The following is an 18,967-nucleotide window of genomic DNA, read 5'->3' as shown; positions in this document are numbered from 1 at the left end:
GTAGGGTTCGACGCTGGGGGAGCGCGCCGACACCATGACGGGCATCTTCGGAGCCGTCATGACAATTCAACTCGGAACCTCACTGCGCAATGCGCTGCTCGACCAGATCGAGATCACCGCCGGCACCGCGCCCAAGGTGCAGATCCGCACCGGCGCGCAGCCCGCGAACTGCGCCGCCGCCGACAGCGGCACCTTGCTGGTCGAGATCACGCTCGACGCCGATTGGGCCTCGGCCGCTGCGGGCGGGGTGAAAACATTCACCGGGCTGCCGAAGAGCGCGGCAGCCGGCGCGGCAGGCACGGCGGGCCACTACCGCTTCAAGGACAGCACCGGCGCCACCACGCACATGCAGGGCTCCGTGTCTGCCACCGGGGGTGGCGGCGACATGACCATCGACAACACCAACATCGCAGCCGCCCAGAACGTGCAGATCACGAGCTGGTCGATCACTGCGCCCGGCGCGTAAGGGGGTGAGATGGCTTCTCCTGTAGACACCAGCGTCAAAAATTTCACCAGCACGATGAGCGGCTTGAGCGCGCTCATCATGAACGGCACGACGGGGACGGGCATTCCGATCCTCGATGCAGTGCTCTCGGACGGCTTCGATCAGGTCACGCTCACGTCGCTCGTCGTCAGCGGCGGGGTGGCGACTGCTGCCTACTCTGGCCCTCACAGCGCCGACACTGATACCGTGGTGCTCATCGCGGGCGTGACTGGACCGCTGACTGCGCTCAATGGCGAGCAGAAGATCACCGGCAAGCCGACCGCGAACAGCGTCACTTTCGCCACCGCTGCTGCGAACGGCACTGCCGCTGGCACCGTCACGATGAAAATGGCCTCGATGGGGTGGACGAAGGTCTATTCCGGAACGAACAAGGCCGCATACAAGTCGATTGATCCTGCGGGCCATGGCATGTATTTGCGCGTGGACGACTCCGACGCTCGCTTCATGCGCGTCATCGGTTACGAGACCATGAGCGACGTAGATACCGGGACGGGCTTGTTCCCCTCGGCGGCGCAAATTTCGGGCGGTCACTGGTGGTGGCGCTCCAACACGGCGAACTCGACCGCGATCCCTTACGAGATCATCGGTGACGCTCGCGCGTTCTATCTCATGCGCGCTACCTCTATGGGCAGCGTCGCACTCGCCACGAATCGCGAGACGTCGTTCTTCGGAGATATCCTCTCCTATAAGGCGGGCGATGCGTTCGGTTGCTGCATCAACGGCCCTTCTACGAGCGCGGTGTGGTCCGCAGTCGTTGCTCAGGCTGGCGATATGAATATCTCGCAGTCTGCGTTTACGATCCCGTCGAACGCCTACATGGCTCGCTCGCACACCCAGATCGGCGCCAGCGTGCCTGTGTTTCGCGGCAGTCCGCAACAGATCGCCCATATCTCGGGGTCCAGCACTGACGCGTACGGTACGTACCCGAACGGACCGGACTTGTCGCTGCGCGTGCACCCGTGCTTCGTTACGGAAGGCATCACGAAGGTCGATTCGGTCTTCCGTGGTGAATTCCCCGGCCTGTGGCACACGCAGCAGTCCGTCCCAATCGGCGCGTTCGACAACAACGACCGCATCACGGCGACCGGGCCGCTTGCGGGCCGCCGCCTGAACGTGACGCGCTGCCAGCCGACTACGGCGACCGCCTCTACGACGTCGGGGGTGGCCTTCATCGATATCACGGGACCGTGGGCGCGGTAAATGGCAACCTATACGGTCCCCGTCCGTAGTGAAGCACCGCCTCGCGTCGTGATCGCGGCGACACCTGCGTTCGCCACCAAGGTCACGACCCTTTTGCTCGGCCAAGACCCCGCTTATGGTGGCGGCTTTACTGTGGCTGGTCTGGTCAAGGTAGTGGGTGTGCCCGCGCGGCGGCGCGTGCGCCTCTACGGCGAACGGACGGGAGGACTGGCTCGCGAGGCTTGGTCGGATGCAACGAGCGGGAGTTTCTCGTTCCCGGGGCTCGCGCGCGGACCGTATACCGTGATCGCCTACGACTACACCGGCACCTATCAGGTGCAGGCTTGGAACGGAGTGCTGGCGACATGAGCTACACGCCGCCAAACGGCCAGGCCGTTGTCTTCGACCTCACCGGCGCGCCGAACGCGACGACCTCGCCGGTGTTGCTGGAGTTCGGCACGACAGGCACGGCATCGGCCGCCGCCGCGCAGACGTTGCAAGCCCTCGCGCAGGGCGCGAGCGTCGCCGCCGTGGTGCGCGCCGCTGCCGCTCAGAACTTTGGTGTGTTCGCCCAGGCCGCGACGGCCGTCTCGACCGACACGGCGAGCCTGAGCGCAGCGCAGCAGCTCTCGCCATTCGCGCAGGCCGTTGCGGCGGCCGCGCCCGCACGGGCGGCAGCGCCCCAGGCACTGGGCGCGTTCACGCAGCAGGTTGTGCTTTCGGCTGACGCCGGATTCGTGGCGGCTCAATCGCTGGGGGCTTTCGACCAGGTCGCGCAAGCCGCGGCGCGGATGGATGCTGCCGCAGCGCAGGCGCTCGATGCCTTCATGGCTTCCGCGCTGGCGGCGGTGGCCGTCTCCGTGGCTGCCGCACAGAGTCTCGGGGAGTTCTCACAGGCCAGCGAGGTCAGCTCGCCGGTGTCGTTGCATGCGTCGCAGCTGCTGGGCGAGCTGAGCCAGGCGGCCGAGGTCGTGCACAACTACGAATTCGAGCGCAACGAACGCACGGTCGTGGTCACCGCCGAGCGCCGAGGCTGCACCGTCGCGCGCGAGGTCAGAAGCATGGCGGCCACGACCGAGCTGCGCACTGCTGCATTCCGGGGCGAGCGGCGGCGCATCGCCGTCACCGACTGAAGGATCAACATGGCCACCCTGAAGCCCACCACCTATGTCGTTGACGAGCGCGGCGACTTCGTGATCGATCGAGATCCGGATGCGCAGCTCGACTATTCCTTCGACTGGTCGGCCTGGCTCGCACTGAACCCTGGCGATGCCATCGCATCAGTCGAGTTCATCGTCGACCCGTCGCTGACGGTTGTGAATCAGTCGCACGACGACACCACGGCTACCGTGTGGTTGACCGGCGGCACCAAGCCCGCCACGGGGCCGAACAAGCTGCGCGCGACCTGCCGCATCACCACTACCAACACCCCGCCACGGATCGATGACCGGTCCATTTTCTTGAGGATCGTCGAGCGATGAGCACTCCTGGCAGCACACCCGAAAGCACACCCGTCCCGACGCACGCCGAGGTCGCAGCTATTCACGCCCGGCTCGACGAGGGCGATGCGCGCATGGAGCGCATCGAGAAGAGCCTGGCGGCCAACACGGCGGCCACGGCGCGCGTCGAAGGCAACACCGCCGAGTTGCTGGGGTGGTTCGAGAACGGCAAGGGCGCCTTCAAGGTGCTTGAGGGGCTGGGCAAGCTGGCCAAGCCGCTGGGCGCCATCGTCGGCTTGTTCGTCGCCATCGCGACGGCGTGGACCATCTACCGCGGCGGGTCGCCGAAATGAGCACGAAGCTGCGTCTTGCTGTCGGCGCGCTGACGCTCAGCGCTGCGGCGTTCGTCGGCATCCTGACGCGCGAGGACTACGTGGGCACAGCCATGATCCCCACGAAGGGCGACGTGCCCACGGTCGGCTTCGGCAGCACGGTGAAGGAAGACGGCTCGCTGGTGCGCATGGGTGACACCACGACGCCGGTGCGCGCGGCCCAGCGGTCGCTGGCGCACATCCAGAAGGACGAGACCGCGCTCAAGCGCTGCATCGGCGAAGACGTGCCGCTGCACCAGGCCGAGTACGACGCATACGTCGACCTGGCCTACAACATCGGCACGCGCAACTTCTGCACGAACCCGAAGACCGGCGGGCCCAGCGTCATCGTGCGCAAGCTGCAGGCGCGCGACTATGCCGGCGCGTGCGATGCGATCCTGCTGTACCGCTACGCCGCGGGCTTCGACTGCTCGACGCCTGGCAACCGGCGCTGCGCTGGTGTGTGGGCCGACCGGCAGCGCGTGCACAAGCAGTGCATAGAGGCGCAGTGACCATGCCCGATCTTCGCAATGCTGCGCTGTGGGTGTTGGGCGTCTTGGTGTTGGTGCTGGGCCTGTCGACATGGAGCTACCGCACCCAGGCCAAGGCCACGGCGTTCGCCCTGGCCACGCAGAGCGCTGCCGTCGTGCAACAGAACCTGGCCGCGGCAGCGCTGTTGAAGACCCGAACCGCCGAGCGCGACGCCGCGCAGAAGAAGCTCAACGAACGCGCCACGGCGCAGGAGATCACCGATGGAAAAGCGACCCAGCAGATTGCTGCTGATGATCGGCAGCAGCGTGCTGCTCCTGTTCGTGTCCGCGTGCTCGACTGCACCCGTGATGCCGGGCGCGGTGGTGGAAGCGCCCCAGGTGGTCCAGCCGCCACCTCCGAAGCTGGTGCAGGACACACCGGCTCGGCCAGTGGGTTACTTTCGGAGGCTGGTGCTAGACGCCTTGCAGACGCCCTGACAGAGGTGGAGATGATGAGTGCCGCTTACGCCTCTTGCCGTGCGACGTCGTTTCCTGATCGATGAGCTTGCAGTTGAGGCGTGACGACGAATTCACCAAGGGCAAGCGCCGACTTGCTTCGTTATATGGGCTGAAACGACAACATCGAGTCTGTCTGCAAGGCGCTCGATGAAATTACGCCACGCGACCAATTCATTTTTAGTCACAGTGTGAGCGCTGCCGTGGGCGATTTTATTTCTGGCTGAAGAAAGATCGCGCAGCGTTTTTTGAATGGTGGCGTTGCTGCATTTCTGCCATCGAATCTCTGTGGACGCCATGATCCAAGGCACGCCGGCATAGAAAAACAAGTTGTTCACTTGGTGAACGTTCGCATTGTGATTCTTGGCGCTCGTGTGCTTCTTTAGCTCTTTTACTTCAGCCGGTTTTTGTGGATGCAGTAGATCGAGCGTGTTGTCGAAAAGCTCTTCTGCAAAGCCCTCAAACACAGCGGCCAGTAGAGTGGTCCCAGCTTTGAGTACCGCGGAGCCCTTTTTTTGAGCTGGCTTGCCGGCACCTGGAGGGCAAATGGCATCTCGCGCTGCGATCACCTCATCGATCTCGAGTAGCCTGGTTTTGAGCTTTGTATTTGCGGCTGAGGGCATGGTCTCCATCCTTTGGTTATTTGGCGGTGTGATGTTGCCATTGTTCTTTCTGCTTTCGAATTTGTACGCCTCTCGCCCCCCGGTAGGGTTCGACCCGCGCGGTGCGCGCGCGAAGAATGCCAAGGAACCTCAGAAAGGTCTCCATGGCACCCGATCTTCTTCAGCCCACCGCTCCAGGACTGGGCGCCGTCAATCGCGTCGGCAATAGCTACAGCGGCGGCAACGTCTCCGGCCCGATCACCGTGAACGGGCAGGCCCCAGGCGGCACCTTCAGCTCCATCGGCCCCGGTGCTCCGGCGCTTGGTATCTCGTCCGTGCCGCGGCCGGCGACCGCACTGGTGACGACGCCGGCGCCCGCGCCGTTCAATCCTGCACTCGGCGTGGGCCGGCCGAATCTGCTCGGCGGCTTGGCTGACACGAATGCGCAGATCGATAGCCTGCGGTCCTCGTACGACGCGCCAGCGCTGGGCGTTCGGCCAGCGGCACCGACCGCGCCGTCTGTGTCTGGGGCGACGACCTCGCGGCCAGCCGTAGGCACGGTCGCTTCGACCTCTGGTGTGCCAGCAGCTGCGCCAGCGCCTTACACCAATCGCACGGGCGGGGTCGCCCCGCAAATGGTCGCGTATCGCGATGGCGGTGTGGTTGAAGGCCCGGGCACCGGCACCAGCGATTCGATTCCCGCGATGCTCTCGAAAGGCGAAGTCGTGATGCCGGCCGACACCGTACGAGCGTTGGGCGTCGGCAACCTGCAGGCCGCGATCGATGCGACGCACGAGCCCACTGGCTTCGGTGTGGTGAAGAATGGCCGAGTAGCCTACGCCGACGGCGGCTACGTCGAAGATCCGCGCAAGCGCGAAGAGCAGCAGATCATGGCCACGATCTCCGATGCGGCAGGCGGCGCCATGCCGGCACCTGCCCCCGCAGCAGAGACAGCAGCGCCTGCACCGGCTCCGTATGTAGCTGAGATCCCGCGTGGGCGCTATGAGTCTGCAGCTCCGTTCGCCGGCGGCGTTCCCGCCCGCGCGGCGGGGCCAATCTCCGGTGCCGCGGCGACCGTGACACCTGCGACCCAGGCTCAGGTTCGCCAGGTCGATAACTCGATTGCGGCGGCGCCAGTAGAAGCTCCGCCCGCGGCCGTGCCGTCGTACCAAGCCGCGGGCACCGTGTCGGAGTTGGGCGCTGTCCCTGCTACCGATCGACTTGCGCAACTGAATCGAGACGTGGCCTTCCAGCAGGACAAGCAGACCTGGCGGAATCCTTCTGACCCGACGCCGGGCCTCGGCATCATCGACAACGGCGGGGCGAATCGAAACGCCGACTTCAACGACAGCGCCGCGGTGCGCACACTGATCGCGCGAGGCGCGCCGCCGGGGCGCAATGGTGCGCAGGCCTACGCGGCCCAGCTCGGTGCCGCACAGGCGCCCATCGATCAGCGGGCGGGTCAGGCTGCTCTCGGCGTTCGAGATGCTGGCGAAACGCGGCGCGCGCTCATCGCAGAGCAGGGCCTCGACTCGCGCGCTCGCGTAGTCGATTCCCGCCAGCAACAGCAGCTGGCTCTTGAAGGCAAGCGGCTGGCGCTGGATGCGAGTCGTGACGACCGGCAGACCGCGGCAGCGCAGGCAGACCAGGCCCAGAAGGCTCGGGTTGCGCAGCTCGACGAGATGATCCTGAACGGGAATCCGCTTCAGAAGAAGGCCGCCGCAGCGCAGAAGGCCGCACTGATGGGCAAGGGACTGGACGAAGCGGGGAAGACCGGCGAGGTATCGACAGCCATCCGCAAGGAGTTCGAGAGCCTGCCCGAGGTCAAGAACTACAAGCAGGCGCTGCCTTCATTTCGTGGCATCGAAGACGCCGTGAAGCGCAACACGCCGATGTCGGACATCAACATCGTCTACGGCATCGCCAAGTTGTATGACCCGAACAGCGTGGTGCGCGAGGGCGAGTACTCCACCGTCGCCAACGCGCCCGCCATCCCGGAGCGGGTCAAGGGCTACGTTCAATACGTCGCCGGCGGCGGCAAGCTGACCGATGAGGTCAAGAACCAGATCCTGACCGAGGCGCGGTCACGCATGGGGACCTTCGACAAGGAGTTCGGCGCTGCGCGTGATCGGTATTCCGACATCGCGCGGCGATCGAATGCAGACCCGTCGCTGGTCGTTCCGCAGGACTACACGCCGGCCGTGGCCGCGCCCGCAGCGCAGGCTGCGCCCCCACAGATCGCCGAGCTGCAGCGCCGCGCAGCCAACAACCCGGCGCTGGCTCAGCGCTTGCGCGAGGCGGGGTACTGATGGCCACCGACTTCAGCACCATGTCCGACGACGAGCTGTTCGCGCAGCTTCCCGCTCGAACACCTGCAGCGCCACCGGCGGGGACGGCATCGACGGTGTCGCCATCTGCTACGACCGCGCCGGCCGCAGCGCCATCGAGCAGCGCGCCCGACTTTTCGAAGATGAGCGACGACGAGCTGCTCGCCTCGCTCCCCGCGCGCACGCCGGCCGAGCCGCCGAAGCCTGAGCGCACGGCGCTGGGCGAGGTCGGTCACCAGCTCGGGCTCACGGCGCGCGCGGCGGTGCAGGGCGCTGCCGCCCTGCCGGGCATGGTCTCCGACGCCGTCACCGGACCAATCAATGCTGGCCTCGACAAGGTGGCAGGGGAGGGGAACGGCTTTCGCTTCCAGAAGGTCTCCAGCGCGCTGGGCAACATCATGGACGAGGCCGGTGTGGCCAAGCCGGAGAACGCCACCGAGCGGGTCGTTCAGGACATTGCCACGGGCGTGGGTTCAGCCGCTACCGGCGTCGGCGCAGGCCAAGTCCTGGCGCGTGCCGCCGAGCCGGTGGCAGCCGCTGTCGGCAGCGCGCTCGCTGCAGCTCCAAGCACGCAGCTGGCCAGCGCAGCGACCGGAGCAGGCGCGGCAGGCGTCACGCGCGAGAGCGGCGGCGGCGCCGTGGCACAGACCGTGGCGGGCCTGGCTGGTGCGCTCGCGCCCACGGCGGCACCATTCGCAGCGCGCGCAGCGGTGCGCGGAGCCATCCGTGGCGGTGAAGCCGGTCGGCAGGAAATGGCCGATCGCATCCAGACTTTCCAGCAAGCGACGGGCGAGACGCCAACGCTTGGCCAAGCGACAGGGCGCCGGGCGGTGCAGGCTGCTGAGACCGGCCTGTCCAACGTGGTGGGCGGCTCGGGGATCATGATCCGCCGCGGCGAGGCCCAGGCGGAGGCAATGCAGAAGAGCGTGCAAGATCTGACCGATGCGCTCTCGCCGAATGCAACGGGGGCTGACGCCGGCGCAGCGATCACGCGCGGCGTGAATGCGTTCAAGGACAACGTGAAGTCCGTGCAGCAGCGGCTGTACGCGGATCTCGATCGCCACATTCCGGCGGCCACTCCCATGGCCGTAGGACGGACACAGGCCGCACTCGAGGCGCTGAATGAGGGCATTCCCGGCGCGCCGAACATCAGCAACTTCTTCAAGAACGCGCGGATCGGCTCAATCGAGCGCGCGCTGGGCGAAGACCTCGAGCTGGCTCGCCGAGCGCAGGCGCCGACAGGCATGTCGAGCACAGGCGCAACGACCTTGCCTGGGCAACTGCCGTACCAGGCGGTGCAGAAGCTGCGCACCCTGGTCGGTCGTGAGATCTCGGAGAACTCGCTCACCTCTGACGTGCCCCGCAGCAAGTGGCGCGCGCTCTACGCGGCCCTCAGCGATGACCTGGGTGATGCGGCGACCGCCGCCGGCCCGCAGGCTCAGCAGACTTGGGCCCGCGCCAACCAGTACACGCGATCCAGCATCCAGCGGCTCGAGCAGCTGGAAACGATCGTGAACCGCGATGCGCCCGAAAAGATCTTCAAGGCGGCGACTACCGGGCTGGCCGAGGGCGGCACCACCATCAACCGGGTGATGAAGTCCATGCCGGTCGAGAACCGTCGCGAGGTCGCCGCCGCCGTGCTGCAGCGGCTCGGTCGAGCCAAGCCAGGTCAGCAGAACGAGATGGGCGACGCCTTCAGCTCGGAGACGTTCCTCACCAACCTGGCGAACATGAGCGCGCCGGCGCGGCGCGCGCTGTTCGGCTCGTCGGGGTTCGGGGGACTCGAAGAGCGCGTGCAGCAGCTGGGCGCAGTGGCGAACATGCGGCGCGAGGGCGCGCGGGTGTTTGCCAACCCGAGCGGGACAGCGCGCCAGACGGCGTTGCTGGGCTGGCTGGGCACCCTCATGACGTCGTTCGCCACTGGCAATCCGATTGCGATTGGCGGGGCCTTGGCGGCGCCGGTGTTTGCTGGTGCTGGAGCACGGATCGCCACGAGCCCACAGATCGTTCAGGCTATCAGTCAGCCTGCGCAAGTCTCAGCTGGCGCCGGCCCCGTAGCAGCCGCTGCAGCTGCGCGTCTGCCGTCCTTTGAAGAACGGAAGTCGGCGAACAAGGAACGAATTCGGCGGTCGCGCGGCGAGGGGCGCTAGCGGAACAGGCCGAGAACGAGAGAGATGGCCCCGGCGATCACGAGCACGGCGCTGACGAGTAGAACGCCCAGCAGGCCGAACAGCTTCCACTCTGTCTTCGCCTGCAGTCGTCGCTCTTCAGCCGCCAGAAGCGTCTTCTGACGCTCGTGCGTGTTGCGGTCGAAGATGGGGGGCTGGGCCATGCCCGGAATGTAACAGGGCGCCTCAAAACGGGCAAAAAGGCTTGTCAAGCGGGGATTCGGCCATCGCGTAAATGAAGCAGCGAAATCAACGTCGCTCGGCGAATCGTTGAATCTCACATCGAAATTCGTGTGAGAAACCATTCACTTATCTGAAACGTCTGTAGAAGTACTGGATGACAAACCAGTAAAAGTGGCAAAATTGACGGTACCGTCAATGGAACGTTGAAAAGGCAGTTGAAGTCGCCGAAGTGAAGATCGGCTGGCCAAACGCTCATTTTCAGCGCTTTGAACATTGAGGTCATACACCGACTGGACACCGCATGAAGCAAGGACACAACACGCAAGTCATCGTCAAAGTGGTCAACGGCCGCTTGGTGGGACCGACGTTGGCCGATCCTGGCATGGATCAGAAGATCCTTGCCGCGCACAAGCGCATGTTTCCCACGCGTGAGGCTGCGATCAAGCACTTCAGCAAGAAGGGCGTGCTCACGCCCACTGGCCATCTGACCAAGGCCTACGGCGGCTGACCCGCGTGGCGGAGGGGGCCGGGGTCGGCTATCAGCGCCTGCCTACTTGGGTGCTGGGTTTCCACGGCTGCGACAAGGCCGTCGGAATGGATGTCCTGACCAACCCTTCAAAGCATCTCAAAAAGAGCGACAACCACTACGACTGGCTCGGTAGCGGTATCTACTTTTGGGAGAACGACCCGGAGCGGGCCATGCAGTTCGCGAAGCAGGGCATGGGCGGCAAGGTCACCAAGGGCAAGATCAAGAATCCGTTCGTTGTCGGCGCGGTGATCGATCTCGGCTTGTGCTGTAACCTTTTCGACCAAGCTGCGCTTCAAGAAATGCAGCGCGCGCACAAGTTCATGCAGAGCTCATTCGAAAAGTTCGAGCTCGTGATGCCAGAGAACGGCAAGGGGCACATGCTGCGGCCGCTGGACAAGCTCGTCATCGAGCACATGCATACCCTTCGGCAGGTCATGGAGCCGACGCTGCCAGAGTATCAGACGATGCGCGCTGGGTTCATTGAAGGCGACCCGCTTTTCCCAGGCACATCGATCTGCGAGAAGAACCATATCCAGATCGCGGTCCGCGATCCAAGCTGCATCAAGGGCTACTTCTTGCCGCGAGAGTTGACATAGCAGCCGGTCAATCGACTCGCTCGCGCGTAGCGTTGGCCTCGGCGCGCTGTTCCTTGCGCCAGGCCCAGGGCGGCACCGGCGCTGCATCGCGCCACAGCCCGACGCGCTTGGCCTTCGCCTCGGCCTCGGCGAACTCGTACTGAGCGCGAGCCTGCGGCGTCTGCTCGCGGGCGTAGTCGCGATACCACCAGGCCATGCCGAGCGTGATCATGGTCAGGCCGGCATCGACGGTCATGGGCCCGTGTGGGGCTGACGCCGGCGCGACGTGCACACGGCACACGCTGCGGCCATAGCGATCGGTCTTCGGGCAGTCGAGCTCAACGTCCTTCATGTAGACCAGATCGGACAGGGCTTCCTTGGCGCGCTGGCCGAAGGGCTGCTTCTTCTCGGGCGCGTCGATGCCGTTGAACCGCACCTTCACCTGCTCGAATGCGCCCGGCTCGCCGCAGCGCGCGGTGATGGTGTCGCCGTCGCTGACGCCCACCACCAGGCACTCGCGCGGCTCGGCCGCCGCGGCCCATGCGGGCGCGAGAAGAGCAACGAGCAGGAGAGGGGGCAGAAGTTTTCGGCTCATCGGTGCGATCAGGTCGGAAGGATGTCGGCGACTTCAGGGCCGTACCGCGCCGCTACGATAGCGCGGCCGACGGCCATGCGCGGGTTCGGCCCTTCCTGCCACGGGCCTCGGCCTTCCTGCAGGCGACCGCCGGGCCGGCCCACGACGATGGAACACCACTGGTAGCCCTTTCCGGGCATGGGCGCAACGTGGATCGCCTCGCGCTCGAGCAGCTGGTCGAAGCCTGGCCAGGCGGTTGTGTACGCCGTGCCCGGCTCGTCGCCCAGGGCCTTGGCGATCCAAGCGTGCAGGGCGGCGCCGGCTAGCTCCGAAGTCTTCATGCTGCCGGCTGGCTCCTCAAGACTTCGACAGGGCCGACGCCGTTGTAGATCGTCTCTCCAGTCTTCAGGTTGGTCACGGTCCAGTGTTCGCCGGACGCGCCCGGCGTGACCTTGTAGTCGCCGAGAGAGAGGGGAAGAGGGTGGTCATCGTGCGCGACGCCGTCGTACCAGACGGGCGTGCGCAGGATCGTGGTGGCTTCGGGGAAAAAGTCAGTCTGGCTCATGGGCGGGATTGTCGCTGCCGGCCTGTGGCGCCTGGACTTTGGCCTTCTTCCAGCTCGCGAAGATTTCCTCAGAGGTCGGCTTGCCTTTCGTGTACCCGCAGAAGTACTTTGCGCGCTCCGCGTGCTCAGCTTCTGTCTCGGGCATCCGCAGAATCTCTCGTGTGCTGAGAATGGGAGTCGCCCCGGGATACCGCCGCGCGGCATCCTCGATCGTCATCTTCCACCTTGAGGGGCCACCCTTCTTCCGCCAGATGTCCGGCGGAAGCATGAAGGTGAATTGCTCGACTTCTTTCACGGTCAGAACGGCACGGGCCCGTACATCGATCGGATCTGGTCGCCTGCGCTGCCGTCGCGCGCGGTGCGGAAATGGTCGCCGACGGAGGCGCACAGCGTGGCCACCCCGTAGGCGAATTCCAGCTGTTCCCTGGTGAGCGGTGAGCCGGCTTGCACCAGGCCCACCTCGACGCCGAGCGATTGGTACTTCTCTTCGGCGCGAAGCACCGTCGAATCGGCGTTGGTGCATGCGTTGAAGTGCTGGCGTGCGATCTCCTCGGGCGGCCGGTGGCCCACCACGTACTGCAGCGTCTGGCCGTCCATGATGGCGTACTCGATGTCGACTCGGCCGTTGGCGAGGGTCTGCCACTCGGCGACGTAGCGGTCGATCCAGTCGCGCTTGGCCTCTCGGCGATTCAGCTCGTGGGGCGATAGTTCAGGCTCTTTCAGCGCCGCCGGCGCGGCGGAAGACGGGTCGAAAGCGGGGATGGTGATGGTGTCCATGGGGCTCTCCAAGTACTGTACGAAAATACAGTATCTTCCTGGTCCCACCCCTTCGTCAATGGGCCTCTGAGCGCAAAATTCAACCATGTGCAGCCACTACCAAGCGGAGAAGCGCCGCCGGCAGATCGAGAAGCGATTCGGCATCACCCTGCCGCCGAATTGGGAACCGCCGCGCGGCAGCATCCACCTGGACGTGCGTCCGACGTTCATGGCGCCGTTCATCCGCCGCCCGCTCGAGCGCAGCGCGGGTGATGGCGCCGCGCCCGACTTCGAGGTGGTCGGCGGACATTTCGGCATGCTGCCTCGGTTCGCCAAGGATCTGGCCTACAGCACCACGTACCGGACCTACAACGCGCGCACCGAGACCGTCGCCGAGCTGCGGACCTTCAGGGAGTCCTGGGCGCGCGCACGGCACTGCATCGTGCCGTGCGAGGCGATCTACGAGCCAGACTGGCGCACTGGTGAGCACGTCCCGACCCGGTTCACGGCTGCCAACGACGACACGCTCGGCGTCGCAGGCATCTGGGCGCCGTGGCGCAACCCCGTCACGCGGCTGGAAGAGCTGACCTTCGCGATGCTGACGGTGAACGCCGACACGCACCCGATGTTCAGCCTCATGCACAAGCCGGATCGGCTGCTCCCGCCAGATCAGCAGGACAAGCGCATGGTGGTGATCCTGCCCTCGAGCCAGTACGAGGCATGGCTCGATGCACCTGCCGAGCGTTCGATGGACTTCGCGAAGCAGTACCCCGCCGAGCATCTGCGCATGGTTGGCGAGCCGATCCCGAAGGCGCAGATGCGCCTCTTCTGAGCTACCGGCGCGGCCGGCGGCAGCAGGTGCAACGCATTGCCCGCGGCGCGGCGGCGCGCGGCAGATGCGCGCGTGCGCCGCGCGAGCGTTCTGCAAGTTCCGGGCGCTCACACGTCAGCACCGCGTGGGCCAGACGGGCGATATGCCGCGGGTCGTCATTGAAGGCGCGCGGGTACATGGTGTCGCAGATCATGGTGAGCACGTCATGATCGACCGCGCCCGCATACAGTTCGTAGAACTCGTCCTTGAACTCGTGCCACCACGCCTCCTGATCGGTCAGGGTGCGGCCGGCGATCACGATGGGGCTGGCGGGCTTCCACATGGGCGCATCGTACGGCCCAGAAATGAGGTGCGAAAGATGCCTCGGCACCACCTGAGTGAATCTGGATGCCCATACAGTGGTTGAGCAGCCGCGCGATTCGCACGTATTTCGCACACGGCCGGTGCGAGCCGCGCCAATGCTGGTGCGGACTCGGGTTCAAATCCCCCCAGCTCCACCACACAACGACCTAGGGCGTTCACTGAAATTCAGTGAACGCCCTTTTTCATTGGCCAGACGGCTTCGTTTGGACGACCCCCGCGATCCCGTCGATGGGGTTCACTCCACACGCTAGCTAGTCGATCGCGATCTTGTTCTTCTTCACAAGGTCTGCCCAGCGCCGCATGTCGGTGTGGATGTAGTCGGCGGTCTGCTTTGCGCTGTGGACTTCAGGAAACATCCCGACGTTCTCGAAGCCTTTCATGACCTCCGGGTCCTTCAGGGCTTGTGCCACCGCTTCGTTGAGGCGATCGCTTCGGTCTGCCGGGAGGCCCGTGCGCGCAGCGAGGACGAACCACTGACTGGCTTCGAAGTTGGCGATGCCGGCTTCCCTGAGTGTCGGCACCTCGGGCAAGGAGGCGGAGCGGATCGCCGTGGAGACCCCGTACGCCTTGAGCTTGCCGGACTTGATGTGCGGCAGCACGGGCGTGATGCCCAGCACGGCCAGGGGGAGCTGTCCACCGATCACGTCGGTCACCGCCTGGTTGCCGCCTTTGTAGGGCACATGCGTCATCGTCACGCCCGTCAGTGCCTGGATGAGTTCTCCGGTCAGGTGCTGGCCGGTGCCGTTGCCGGAGGAGCCGTAGCTGTACTTGTCCGGGTGGGCGGATGCGTCCGCGAGCAGGGCCTTGAGGTCCTTGGGCGCATCGGGCCGTGCCGGTCCCACGAGGACGGTGGAGCCTTTGGCGAGCATGGCGATGGCGCTCACCTCCTTGCCGATCTGCGGCATCGGGATGCTCGTGAGCACCGGGCCGGGAACCGTCACCAGGGTGTAGCCGTCGGCGGGCTGGGTTGCCACGTATCGAAGCGCGAGCGAGCCCGTGGCGCCGGGCTTGTTGTCGACCACGATGGGCTGGCCGAGCGTCGCCTCCAGCTTGCGGGCGACAAGGCGCGTGACGACATCGACGCTGCCCCCGGGTGGGTAGCCGACGACCCAGGTGATCGCTCGAGAGGGGTACTTCTCTTGCGCGAGCGTCGCAGAAGACGCCAGCGCCGTGAGCGCGCAGAAGATCAGAAAGAGGCCTCGGCGGCCGCCTGGGTGCTTGGACATGGGGTGAGCCTTCTGGGACGGTGGAGAGATGCGCGAGCGCGTCGGGGATTCCGCGGCCTCAGTCGGGCGCGCCCGGCGCCGTGTGAGGATGTGCTGTCGCACTCTGATGGAAGGCACGGACCATCCGCTGGATCGGCCCCAGGACCCACGTGTTGTAGACGAGCACATCCGACTCCTCCTTGGGGTCGCGCGTGATGTTGAAGAGATAGGGCGACTCGAGCTTGCCCTTGCCTTCGTTCACCTCGGGCTCCCAATAGAAATGCAGCTTCCAGTCGCGCCACTTCACCGCGCGCAGCTCGTTCTTGATATGGAAGAGAAAGCCCTCGCGCAAGGACTTCTGTTCGCCGAGGAAAAAAGGCATCTGATCGATGCCATCGATCGGCCTGTCCTCGGGAATGCGGGCGCCGCCCGCGCGTGCCAGCGTGGAGAAGAGGTCGGTGACGTGCACGATCTCGTTGCTCACCCGGCCCGCGGCGATCTTGCCTGGCCAGCGCACGATGCACGGCACGCGCAGGCTGCCTTCCATGGCCGTGTGATAGGTGCCGCGCCAGGGACCGGCCGTGCCGCGGTAAGGGGCGCGGAACTCGGGGCCGTTGTCGCTCGCGAAGATGAAGAGGGTGTTTTCCGAAATGCCGAGGCGCTCGATCTCGTCGATGACCTGGCCCACGCGGTGGTCCATCTCGACCATGGAGTCGGCGAAATCGCCATGGCCGGTGCGGCCCGCGAAATCGCGGTGAGGCAGGGTGGGGAAATGCAGGTGCGTGAGCGGCAGGTAAAGGAAGAACGGCTTCTGTGCTGCGTGGTTGCGCTGGATGAATTCCAAGGACCGGTTCGTCAGCGTTTCATCGATGCGCCGGCGCGAATCCAGGTTGTATTCCTCGACGTTCTGCGAAGGCACACCGGCACGGCCCTGCATGATGTACGGGATGTCCGCCACGCTCGGGTCGTAGCCGACACTGGCCGTGAACTGGCTCTCGTCCGTGGTGCGCGGGATGCCGTACCACTCGTCGAATCCCCGGTCGCTCGGGAAGCGGCCTTGAACATCGCCCAGGTGCCATTTGCCGTAGTGCGCAGTCGCATAACCCTGTGCCGAGAGCAACTGCGCCAGCGTGATCTCGCGGCGTGCCAGGCCCTGAGGCAGGCCGGGCGGCACCGATTGCAGGCAGCCCGTACGAATCGGATGCCGCCCGCTCATCAGCGCGGAGCGCGTCGGCACGCAATCGCTCTCGACATTGAAGTTCTGCAGCAGAAGGCCTTGGCTGGCGAGCGCGTCGATGCGTGGCGTGGGCGCGCCCCGCAGCGCCCCGCCGCCGTAGCAGCCGAGCTCGCCCCAGCCGAGGTTGTCGGCCAGGATGAGAACGATGTTGGGTGGGTTCATGGAAGGACTCATTGCGACTGCAGTCTAGGAACGGCTAGGATTCGGGTGTTTCCATATAGGAAGTTTTCGTTAACTTTTATTCATGCCCTTCTCGGCACGTGACCTCGACTACTTCCTGGAAGTGGCGCGCCATGGGCAGCTGGCCCGTGCGGCAACCAGCCTGACGGTGACGGCCGCCGCGCTTTCCAAGGCGATCCGCCGGCTGGAGGACGAGATGGGGCTCGGTCTCTTCGAGCGCTCGGGCCACGGCATGACGCTCACGCCCTTCGGCGTCGCGTTCCGCGAACGTGCGCAACGCATGAAGTCCGAGCACGACGAGGCGCTTCGTCATGCGGGCGACGTCCGCGCGGGACGTGCCGGGCTCATCCGTGTGGGCGCGACGCTGGCGGTTCTGGATGCCGTGCTCTCACCGGCGCTTGCGGCGCTGCAGCCCCGTCGCCCGGGCATGCATGTGCGCCTGGAAGTGGCGTCTTCGGACGAGTTGATCGACTGGACGCGCCAGGGCCTGCTCGATGTCGCCGTGATTCCGACCTATGAATCCATGCCGCACGGCCTGGTGCATGAGGATCTGCTGACCGATGCGCTCGTCGCCGTGGCGCGCGTGGGGCATCCGGTCTTTGCGCGTCGCCGTCTCACGATAGGCGATCTGTCGAAGTTTTCCTGGGTGCTGCCGTCCGTTCATTCGGCTGCACGCGCGAAGCTGGACGAGGTATTTCGTTCCGCCGGCGCGACGCCGCCGCAAGGCGCGATCGAGGTGCACTTCAATGCGTCCTGGTCGCTGCCGGTGCTTGCAGCGACCGATCTGATGGGCATCGTCCCGGTCTCCGTGCTCGCGCTGCCCCAGGCGCGTGGCGTCAAGGTGATTCCCGTCGACGCGCTGTCGATTCCGAGGCGGATCTCGCTTTTCTCACGTCCGAATACCTACCGCTCCCCACTCCTCGAGGAGTTCGTGCAGGCGCTCAAGGCACTGGCGCCGGCGCAGCGAAGCAGCGCGGCGCGCAAGGGATGACGGACGCTCGCTGAGGCCGTTTTCAGGCCGCGGTCGCCGCCTTCACCGGCCAGTCGCGCAACTTGCCCGGGTTCAGCAAGCCCATCGGATCGAAGCGCTGCTTCACCTCGATGACTTCCGGCGGCAGCGGACCGCCGGCCTTGCCGTCTTCCACGATGTTCACGTGCGGGTTGTTGATGTGCACCTGGTGCGCGCGGTGGATGTCGATGATCTCGTTCAGGCGATCTTCGGTGCTGAAGCGCACCAGCTGCAGCCCGCTGCAGGTCAGCAGCCCCGCCGCGTTGCGCAGGAACTCGACGTGCATCATGACCTCGCCGCCCAGCAGCTTCTCCATCTCGATGACCTGCTCGACATGCTTGCCGGGAATGAAGCCGCTTTGCAGGTAGGTCAGCGTCGGGTCGATCTTCAGCGCGTGCAGCGTCGTGTGGTTCCAGGTGAACTCCATCAGCGTGCGGTTGCTCTTCTGTACCTCGGCCGCCGTCTTGCGGTAGCCCACGGTGCCGCCGTGCGCCTGCACCAGCAGCACCATGGCCGGCTCGCTCTGCTCGGCCACCAGCGACAGCACGGTGTGGCAGCCCTTGGGCAGGTGCGTCGCCAGCTGCGCGAGGTGGTCGGCGATGGGCGCGGCGAAGAAGGTGACGCCGCGCTTCACGATGCCCGGCGCATGCGCGAGCTTGTCCGCGAAGTTCAGCGCGTTCTCGAAGTCGTCGAAGGTCACCAGCGTCTCGAGCCACGGATGCGTTGGCGCCAGTGCGATCTCCAGCTCCAGCACGAGGCCGTTGGTGCCCCACAGGTGGTGCATGCGCATCGCGTCGGCGCCGCGCAGTTCGATCACCTGCGGCTCGGCCTCGATGGTCATCGCGCGAATGCCCAGCACATTGCCGGGGGCGCCCAGCGGCCCGTAGTTGATCGAGCCCACGCCGCCGAAGCCGCCGCCGAACAGGCCGCCCAGCGTCGCGCTGCGGTAGGTCGAGGGCACGCAGCGCATCTCCTGGCCGGTGGGTTTCGTCTGCTTCTCGAGTTCGCCCAGGCGGATGCCGGCCTGCGCGCGCGCCACGCCGGGCTGCACCCACAGGCAGGCGTTGTAGCCCGTCATGTCGAGCACCACGCCGCCGGCGAGCGGCGTGGTCTGGCCGTAGTTGCCGGTGCCGCTGCCGCGGATCGTGATGGGCACGCCGCGGCGTGCGCAGGCGCCGACCACCGCGCGGATGTCTTCTTCGGTGCGCGGGCGCACCACCACGTCGGCGCGCTTGTCCTTCAGCTGGCGGGTGAGTACCGGGCTGAACCAGGAGAAGTCCTGCGAGAGGCGCGTGACGCGGCCTTCGTCGGTGATCCAGTCGAGGTCGGGGAGTTCGAGCAGCAGTTGCTCGATGGCGGAAGCGGGAGCGTTCATGGTCGAT

25 protein-coding genes are annotated in these 18,967 nt (G+C 65.8%); 14 read left to right on the top strand and 11 right to left on the bottom strand.

The annotated features are described in order from the left end of the window. Nucleotides 1-58: 58 nt before the first annotated feature. The 8 genes from AC1RAA_RS10955 to AC1RAA_RS10920 are packed head-to-tail and all read left to right on the top strand — an operon-like array spanning nucleotide 59 to nucleotide 4,527. Nucleotides 59-466 (top strand): hypothetical protein, encoded by a 408-nt coding sequence (locus AC1RAA_RS10955; protein ID WP_492729450.1) that lies wholly within the window; start codon nucleotides 59-61, stop codon nucleotides 464-466. A 9-nt stretch (nucleotides 467-475) separates the two neighbouring features. After that, nucleotides 476-1,705, top strand: a complete 1,230-nt coding sequence (locus tag AC1RAA_RS10950) for a hypothetical protein (protein ID WP_492729452.1) — start codon at nucleotides 476-478, stop codon at nucleotides 1,703-1,705. Next, a complete protein-coding gene (locus AC1RAA_RS10945) occupies nucleotides 1,706-2,053 on the top strand; it encodes a hypothetical protein (protein ID WP_492729454.1) in 348 nt (115 codons plus the stop codon). It begins immediately after the preceding gene. Continuing rightward, nucleotides 2,050-2,817: a hypothetical protein gene (locus tag AC1RAA_RS10940; protein ID WP_492729456.1), complete on the top strand. Its 768-nt coding sequence runs from the start codon at nucleotides 2,050-2,052 to the stop codon at nucleotides 2,815-2,817. The genes AC1RAA_RS10945 and AC1RAA_RS10940 overlap by 4 nt, the downstream gene beginning before the upstream one ends. A gap of 9 nt (nucleotides 2,818-2,826) precedes the next feature. Next, a complete protein-coding gene (locus AC1RAA_RS10935; protein ID WP_492729458.1) occupies nucleotides 2,827-3,165 on the top strand; it encodes a phage fiber-tail adaptor protein in 339 nt (112 codons plus the stop codon). Then, nucleotides 3,162-3,476, top strand: coding sequence for a hypothetical protein (locus AC1RAA_RS10930; protein WP_492729460.1), 315 nt, complete (start codon nucleotides 3,162-3,164; stop codon nucleotides 3,474-3,476). The genes AC1RAA_RS10935 and AC1RAA_RS10930 overlap by 4 nt, the downstream gene beginning before the upstream one ends. Continuing rightward, nucleotides 3,473-4,006, top strand: coding sequence for a lysozyme (locus AC1RAA_RS10925; protein WP_492729462.1), 534 nt, complete (start codon nucleotides 3,473-3,475; stop codon nucleotides 4,004-4,006). The genes AC1RAA_RS10930 and AC1RAA_RS10925 overlap by 4 nt, the downstream gene beginning before the upstream one ends. Before the next feature lie 2 nt (nucleotides 4,007-4,008). Then, nucleotides 4,009-4,527, top strand: coding sequence for a hypothetical protein (locus AC1RAA_RS10920; protein ID WP_492729464.1), 519 nt, complete (start codon nucleotides 4,009-4,011; stop codon nucleotides 4,525-4,527). Nucleotides 4,528-4,554: 27 nt separating this feature from the next. Here the strand turns inward: AC1RAA_RS10920 and AC1RAA_RS10915 are convergent, their stop codons facing one another. Further along, nucleotides 4,555-5,103 (bottom strand): HEPN domain-containing protein, encoded by a 549-nt coding sequence (locus AC1RAA_RS10915; RefSeq protein ID WP_492729466.1) that lies wholly within the window; start codon nucleotides 5,101-5,103, stop codon nucleotides 4,555-4,557. 143 nt (nucleotides 5,104-5,246) lie between these two features. Here AC1RAA_RS10915 and AC1RAA_RS10910 point away from each other — a divergent pair, with 143 nt between their 5' ends. Beyond that, nucleotides 5,247-7,391, top strand: a complete 2,145-nt coding sequence (locus AC1RAA_RS10910) for a hypothetical protein (protein ID WP_492729468.1) — start codon at nucleotides 5,247-5,249, stop codon at nucleotides 7,389-7,391. Then, nucleotides 7,391-9,559, top strand: a complete 2,169-nt coding sequence (locus AC1RAA_RS10905) for a hypothetical protein (RefSeq protein ID WP_492729470.1) — start codon at nucleotides 7,391-7,393, stop codon at nucleotides 9,557-9,559. Before AC1RAA_RS10910 ends, AC1RAA_RS10905 begins: the two co-directional genes overlap by 1 nt. Here the strand turns inward: AC1RAA_RS10905 and AC1RAA_RS10900 are convergent. Then, nucleotides 9,556-9,741, bottom strand: a complete 186-nt coding sequence (locus AC1RAA_RS10900) for a hypothetical protein (RefSeq protein WP_492729472.1) — start codon at nucleotides 9,739-9,741, stop codon at nucleotides 9,556-9,558. The two genes, AC1RAA_RS10905 and AC1RAA_RS10900, sit on opposite strands and share 4 nt — an antisense overlap. Nucleotides 9,742-10,061: 320 nt before the next feature. Here AC1RAA_RS10900 and AC1RAA_RS10895 point away from each other — a divergent pair, with 320 nt between their 5' ends. Together AC1RAA_RS10895 and AC1RAA_RS10890 are read left to right on the top strand one after the other, a co-directional pair. After that, nucleotides 10,062-10,268, top strand: coding sequence for a hypothetical protein (locus AC1RAA_RS10895; protein WP_492729474.1), 207 nt, complete (start codon nucleotides 10,062-10,064; stop codon nucleotides 10,266-10,268). Between the two features lie 5 nt (nucleotides 10,269-10,273). Next, nucleotides 10,274-10,885 carry a hypothetical protein gene (locus AC1RAA_RS10890; RefSeq protein WP_492740567.1) on the top strand — a complete coding sequence of 204 codons (612 nt, stop codon included), beginning with the start codon at nucleotides 10,274-10,276 and terminating at the stop codon, nucleotides 10,883-10,885. A 7-nt stretch (nucleotides 10,886-10,892) separates the two neighbouring features. On the opposite strand, the gene AC1RAA_RS10885 is transcribed toward AC1RAA_RS10890, so the two are convergent. From AC1RAA_RS10885 to AC1RAA_RS10865, 5 genes are read right to left on the bottom strand one after another with little or no spacing between them, the layout of a single operon-like run. Beyond that, on the bottom strand, nucleotides 10,893-11,459 hold the full coding sequence (locus AC1RAA_RS10885; protein ID WP_492729478.1) for a thermonuclease family protein: 567 nt from the start codon (nucleotides 11,457-11,459) through the stop codon (nucleotides 10,893-10,895). 8 nt (nucleotides 11,460-11,467) lie between these two features. Continuing rightward, on the bottom strand, nucleotides 11,468-11,779 hold the full coding sequence (locus AC1RAA_RS10880; RefSeq protein WP_492729480.1) for a hypothetical protein: 312 nt from the start codon (nucleotides 11,777-11,779) through the stop codon (nucleotides 11,468-11,470). Further along, a complete protein-coding gene (locus AC1RAA_RS10875) occupies nucleotides 11,776-12,003 on the bottom strand; it encodes a hypothetical protein (RefSeq protein ID WP_492729482.1) in 228 nt (75 codons plus the stop codon). Before AC1RAA_RS10875 ends, AC1RAA_RS10880 begins: the two co-directional genes overlap by 4 nt. Continuing rightward, a complete protein-coding gene (locus AC1RAA_RS10870; RefSeq protein ID WP_492729484.1) occupies nucleotides 11,990-12,298 on the bottom strand; it encodes a hypothetical protein in 309 nt (102 codons plus the stop codon). Before AC1RAA_RS10870 ends, AC1RAA_RS10875 begins: the two co-directional genes overlap by 14 nt. Before the next feature lie 2 nt (nucleotides 12,299-12,300). Further along, nucleotides 12,301-12,780: a hypothetical protein gene (locus AC1RAA_RS10865; protein ID WP_492729486.1), complete on the bottom strand. Its 480-nt coding sequence runs from the start codon at nucleotides 12,778-12,780 to the stop codon at nucleotides 12,301-12,303. 85 nt (nucleotides 12,781-12,865) lie between these two features. Between AC1RAA_RS10865 and AC1RAA_RS10860 the strand changes: the two genes are divergently transcribed. Next, entirely contained in the window at nucleotides 12,866-13,591 is a 726-nt protein-coding gene (locus AC1RAA_RS10860; protein WP_492729491.1) for an SOS response-associated peptidase, read from the top strand. A gap of 1 nt (nucleotide 13,592) precedes the next feature. Here AC1RAA_RS10860 and AC1RAA_RS10855 read toward each other — a convergent pair whose 3' ends face one another. From AC1RAA_RS10855 to AC1RAA_RS10845, 3 genes are all read right to left on the bottom strand, one after another. Continuing rightward, nucleotides 13,593-13,913 (bottom strand): hypothetical protein, encoded by a 321-nt coding sequence (locus tag AC1RAA_RS10855; protein WP_492729494.1) that lies wholly within the window; start codon nucleotides 13,911-13,913, stop codon nucleotides 13,593-13,595. A 292-nt stretch (nucleotides 13,914-14,205) separates the two neighbouring features. Then, nucleotides 14,206-15,180 carry a Bug family tripartite tricarboxylate transporter substrate binding protein gene (locus AC1RAA_RS10850; RefSeq protein ID WP_492729496.1) on the bottom strand — a complete coding sequence of 325 codons (975 nt, stop codon included), beginning with the start codon at nucleotides 15,178-15,180 and terminating at the stop codon, nucleotides 14,206-14,208. Nucleotides 15,181-15,238: 58 nt separating this feature from the next. Then, on the bottom strand, nucleotides 15,239-16,558 hold the full coding sequence (locus tag AC1RAA_RS10845; RefSeq protein WP_492729498.1) for an arylsulfatase: 1,320 nt from the start codon (nucleotides 16,556-16,558) through the stop codon (nucleotides 15,239-15,241). An 82-nt stretch (nucleotides 16,559-16,640) separates the two neighbouring features. Between AC1RAA_RS10845 and AC1RAA_RS10840 the strand changes: the two genes are divergently transcribed. Continuing rightward, entirely contained in the window at nucleotides 16,641-17,567 is a 927-nt protein-coding gene (locus tag AC1RAA_RS10840) for a LysR family transcriptional regulator (RefSeq protein WP_492729500.1), read from the top strand. A 22-nt stretch (nucleotides 17,568-17,589) separates the two neighbouring features. Here the strand turns inward: AC1RAA_RS10840 and AC1RAA_RS10835 are convergent, their stop codons facing one another. Next, nucleotides 17,590-18,960 carry an FAD-binding oxidoreductase gene (locus tag AC1RAA_RS10835; protein WP_492729502.1) on the bottom strand — a complete coding sequence of 457 codons (1,371 nt, stop codon included), beginning with the start codon at nucleotides 18,958-18,960 and terminating at the stop codon, nucleotides 17,590-17,592. Nucleotides 18,961-18,967 lie beyond the last annotated feature (7 nt).

The organism is Variovorax sp. GW823-FHT04F07 (assembly GCF_058795995.1).
The sequence above is the reverse complement of the archived record's forward strand: the minus strand, read 5'-3'. Positions and strand labels throughout refer to the sequence as shown.

Coding starts and splice junctions, on each gene's coding strand:
- AC1RAA_RS10835 (WP_492729502.1), bottom strand. CDS start 18,960: ATGAACGCTCCCGCTTCCGCCATCGAGCAACTGCTGCTCGAACTCCCC.
- AC1RAA_RS10910 (WP_492729468.1), top strand. CDS start 5,247: ATGGCACCCGATCTTCTTCAGCCCACCGCTCCAGGACTGGGCGCCGTC.
- AC1RAA_RS10895 (WP_492729474.1), top strand. CDS start 10,062: ATGAAGCAAGGACACAACACGCAAGTCATCGTCAAAGTGGTCAACGGC.
- AC1RAA_RS10920 (WP_492729464.1), top strand. CDS start 4,009: ATGCCCGATCTTCGCAATGCTGCGCTGTGGGTGTTGGGCGTCTTGGTG.
- AC1RAA_RS10900 (WP_492729472.1), bottom strand. CDS start 9,741: ATGGCCCAGCCCCCCATCTTCGACCGCAACACGCACGAGCGTCAGAAG.
- AC1RAA_RS10905 (WP_492729470.1), top strand. CDS start 7,391: ATGGCCACCGACTTCAGCACCATGTCCGACGACGAGCTGTTCGCGCAG.
- AC1RAA_RS10935 (WP_492729458.1), top strand. CDS start 2,827: ATGGCCACCCTGAAGCCCACCACCTATGTCGTTGACGAGCGCGGCGAC.
- AC1RAA_RS10955 (WP_492729450.1), top strand. CDS start 59: ATGACAATTCAACTCGGAACCTCACTGCGCAATGCGCTGCTCGACCAG.
- AC1RAA_RS10875 (WP_492729482.1), bottom strand. CDS start 12,003: ATGAGCCAGACTGACTTTTTCCCCGAAGCCACCACGATCCTGCGCACG.
- AC1RAA_RS10950 (WP_492729452.1), top strand. CDS start 476: ATGGCTTCTCCTGTAGACACCAGCGTCAAAAATTTCACCAGCACGATG.
- AC1RAA_RS10940 (WP_492729456.1), top strand. CDS start 2,050: ATGAGCTACACGCCGCCAAACGGCCAGGCCGTTGTCTTCGACCTCACC.
- AC1RAA_RS10865 (WP_492729486.1), bottom strand. CDS start 12,780: ATGGACACCATCACCATCCCCGCTTTCGACCCGTCTTCCGCCGCGCCG.
- AC1RAA_RS10850 (WP_492729496.1), bottom strand. CDS start 15,180: ATGTCCAAGCACCCAGGCGGCCGCCGAGGCCTCTTTCTGATCTTCTGC.
- AC1RAA_RS10840 (WP_492729500.1), top strand. CDS start 16,641: ATGCCCTTCTCGGCACGTGACCTCGACTACTTCCTGGAAGTGGCGCGC.
- AC1RAA_RS10880 (WP_492729480.1), bottom strand. CDS start 11,779: ATGAAGACTTCGGAGCTAGCCGGCGCCGCCCTGCACGCTTGGATCGCC.
- AC1RAA_RS10855 (WP_492729494.1), bottom strand. CDS start 13,913: ATGTGGAAGCCCGCCAGCCCCATCGTGATCGCCGGCCGCACCCTGACC.
- AC1RAA_RS10885 (WP_492729478.1), bottom strand. CDS start 11,459: ATGAGCCGAAAACTTCTGCCCCCTCTCCTGCTCGTTGCTCTTCTCGCG.
- AC1RAA_RS10915 (WP_492729466.1), bottom strand. CDS start 5,103: ATGCCCTCAGCCGCAAATACAAAGCTCAAAACCAGGCTACTCGAGATC.
- AC1RAA_RS10930 (WP_492729460.1), top strand. CDS start 3,162: ATGAGCACTCCTGGCAGCACACCCGAAAGCACACCCGTCCCGACGCAC.
- AC1RAA_RS10945 (WP_492729454.1), top strand. CDS start 1,706: ATGGCAACCTATACGGTCCCCGTCCGTAGTGAAGCACCGCCTCGCGTC.
- AC1RAA_RS10860 (WP_492729491.1), top strand. CDS start 12,866: ATGTGCAGCCACTACCAAGCGGAGAAGCGCCGCCGGCAGATCGAGAAG.
- AC1RAA_RS10925 (WP_492729462.1), top strand. CDS start 3,473: ATGAGCACGAAGCTGCGTCTTGCTGTCGGCGCGCTGACGCTCAGCGCT.
- AC1RAA_RS10845 (WP_492729498.1), bottom strand. CDS start 16,558: ATGAACCCACCCAACATCGTTCTCATCCTGGCCGACAACCTCGGCTGG.